The following is a 2,748-nucleotide window of genomic DNA, read 5'->3' on the forward strand; positions in this document are numbered from 1 at the left end:
GGGGTGGGGGGCACGGGGGTGCGGTGAGTGCGTCGGAGATGTCGGGGCGGGCTGCCGCGTTGCGGCCCGTCGAGCGGACGGCTCGGCGGGCGCAGGTGGCCGCGTACAACTCCGTTGTGGAGGAGCGGGGGGTGGGGTGAGGTCCCTCGGGTTTCGCGTGGCCGGCGTTGGGGCGGTGGCGTCCCTTGGTTCGCGTGGCCGGCGTTGGTGCTGGGCGGGGTGGGTCGCGCGGCCCGGCGCTTGCGGGGTGCCGCTGCGCCCACCCGTGCCGCCCCAGCGGCACGACTGCCCGCAGCTACGCGGCGCGGCTGCCCGTAGTTACGGCGGTGCGGCTGTGTAGTGCTGAGCCCCGGGCGTCCGGGTGGGGGGCCGGGCGGCCGGGGCTTGGCGGGTGGCGTCAGTGGTTGACGGCGGTGTTGCCGAAGGCCGGGTTCAGGACGCCGATGACGTTGACGCTGTTGCCGGACACGTTGACCGGGACGTCGACCGGCACCTGGACGACGTTGCCGGAGACGACGCCCGGGGAGCCCACGGCCGTGCCGTCGGCGTGGCTGCCGTCGGTGGCGGAGGCCATTCCCGTACCGGCCGCGAGCAGACCGCCGGCCACCATCGTCACGGCCGCTGCCTTCTTCAGGTTCTTCACTTTCCGAGCCCTCCTTGCGATGACCGCGGCAGGCGCCGCGGTACGCACTGGAGAACGGCGGACGCCGACGCGGGATACGGCCGTCCGGGGGACATTCCCACTACGGTATGAATCTCGGATCGGACGGGAACCTTCCGCAGGGTGTGCGGCGTCCCGGGTCAGCCGCTGAGGCCGTGGCGTACGGCCCACAGGGCGGCCTGGGTGCGGTCCGCAAGGTCGAGTTTCATCAGGATGTTCGAGACGTGGGTCTTCACGGTCTTCTCGGAGAGCACCAGGGCGCGGGCGATCTCCCGGTTGGCGCGGCCGTCCGCTATGAGCCCGAGCACCTCGCGCTCCCGTTCGGTGAGGGACCCCGCGCGTCCCGGGCCCGATCCGGTCTCCTCCTGGGACAGCAGCGCGCCGGCCACCTCCGCCTGGAGCAGGACGTGGCCCGCGTGCACGGAGCGGATGGCTCCGGCGAGCGCGTCGGGGTCGACGTCCTTGTACACGTAACCGGCGGCGCCCGCGCGGAGGGCGGGGACGACCGTGCGCTGCTCGGTGAAGCTGGTGACGATCAGCACGCGCGCGGGGTGGCCCAGTTCGCGGAGCCGGCGCAGCGCGTCCACGCCGTCCATGCCCGGCATCTTGACGTCCATGAGGATGACGTCGGGCCCCAGCTCCCCCGCCAGGGCGACTCCCTCGGCGCCGTCCGCGGCCTCGCCGACGACCTCGATGTCGTCCTGCACCTCGAGGAAGGTGCGCAGACCCCGGCGTACCACCTGGTGATCGTCGACCAGCAGCACCTTGATTGCGTCAGCCACCAGGGACCTCCATCTCGATCGTGGTGCCCTTGCCGGGCGCCGATTCCACGGTCAGCCTGCCGCCGACCCCGCTCGCCCGGTCCCGCATGGAGACCAGGCCCAGATGACGGCCCGCGCGGCGGACGGCCCGCGGGTCGAAGCCGCCGCCGTCGTCACTGACCCGCAGGACCGCTCCGCCGCCGCGGCGGTCCAGGGTGACGTCGACGTGGTCGCCGCCGGAGTGCCGCAGCGCGTTGTGCAGCGCCTCCTGGGCGACGCGCAGCACCGCCTCCTCCTGGGCGGCCGGGAGGGCGCGTACGCCGTGTCCGGTGAAGGTCACGCGCGCGGTGTGGGCGCGGTCGAGGACCTGGATCTGGGTGCGGAGCGTGGCGACGAGGCCGTCCTCGTCGAGGGCCGCGGGGCGCAGTTCGACGACCGCCGCGCGCAGTTCGTCGGCGGCCTCGGCGGCCAGGGCGGCGACCTGCTGGAGTTCGCCCTTGGCGCGGGAGGGGTCGCGGTCGACGAGGCGGGCGGCGGCCTGCGCGGTGAGCCGGAGGGAGAAGAGTTTCTGGCTGACGGCGTCGTGGAGCTCGTGGGCGAGGCGGGAGCGTTCCTCGGCGATGGTCAGTTCGCGGCTGCGTTCGTAGAGCCGGGCGTTGGTGAGGGCGATGGCGGCGTGCTGGGCGAGGATGCCGAGCAGTTCCTCGTCGTCCTCGGTGAAGCCGCAGGTGCCCTCGGGTTTGGGGCACCTCTTGTTGGCCAGGAACAGGGCGCCGATGACCTCGTCGCCGTCGCGGATGGGCAGGCCCAGGAAGTCGGCCAGGTCGGGGTGGGCGCTGGGCCAGCCCCCGAAGCGGGGGTCCCGGCGCACGTCGGCGAGGCGCTGCGGGGTGGCCTCGTCGATCATCGCGGCGAGGATGCCGTGCTGGCGCGGAAGGGGGCCGATGGCCTTCCACTGGTCGTCGCTGACACCGTCGACCACGAACTGGGCGAAGCCGCCGTGGTCGTCGGGCACGCCGAGCGCGGCGTACTGCGCGTCGAGGAGTTCGCGGGCCGAGGCGACGATCGTCTTGAGGACGTCGCGCACCTCGAGGTGCCTGCTCATGGCCAGCAACGCGGAGCTCACCGCGGCGAGGCCGGACCGGGGGCCGTGACTCATGTCCTCACGGTACCGGCGGGCTGTGACAGCGGGATCGGACGTGTGTCGGCCGTCGACCGGGCCGGTGGTCCTAGGGTCTGTCGTCAAATGATCTTCGATCGGGGATCATGGTCGGGTGATACGTCGCCATGAACTGTCCGATGCCGAGTGGGCCTTCGTGCAGCCGC

Annotated in this window: 3 protein-coding genes; all 3 read right to left on the minus strand. The window is 73.0% G+C overall.

Annotated features, from left to right (window positions below):
* Window positions 1-397: 397 nt before the first annotated feature.
* Window positions 398-643 carry a chaplin gene (locus KUM38_RS38955; protein WP_217136886.1) on the minus strand — a complete coding sequence of 82 codons (246 nt, stop codon included), beginning with the start codon at window positions 641-643 and terminating at the stop codon, window positions 398-400.
* Between the two features lie 158 nt (window positions 644-801).
* Window positions 802-1,443, minus strand: a complete 642-nt coding sequence (locus tag KUM38_RS38960) for a response regulator transcription factor (protein ID WP_189555099.1) — start codon at window positions 1,441-1,443, stop codon at window positions 802-804.
* Window positions 1,436-2,581, minus strand: a complete 1,146-nt coding sequence (locus tag KUM38_RS38965; protein WP_217136887.1) for a GAF domain-containing sensor histidine kinase — start codon at window positions 2,579-2,581, stop codon at window positions 1,436-1,438. The genes KUM38_RS38960 and KUM38_RS38965 overlap by 8 nt, the downstream gene beginning before the upstream one ends.
* Window positions 2,582-2,748 lie beyond the last annotated feature (167 nt).

This window comes from Streptomyces sp. AC558_RSS880, from assembly GCF_019049255.1.
Classification (GTDB): Bacteria; Actinomycetota; Actinomycetes; order Streptomycetales; family Streptomycetaceae; genus Streptomyces.

Coding starts and splice junctions, on each gene's coding strand:
- KUM38_RS38965 (WP_217136887.1), bottom strand. CDS start 2,581: ATGAGTCACGGCCCCCGGTCCGGCCTCGCCGCGGTGAGCTCCGCGTTG.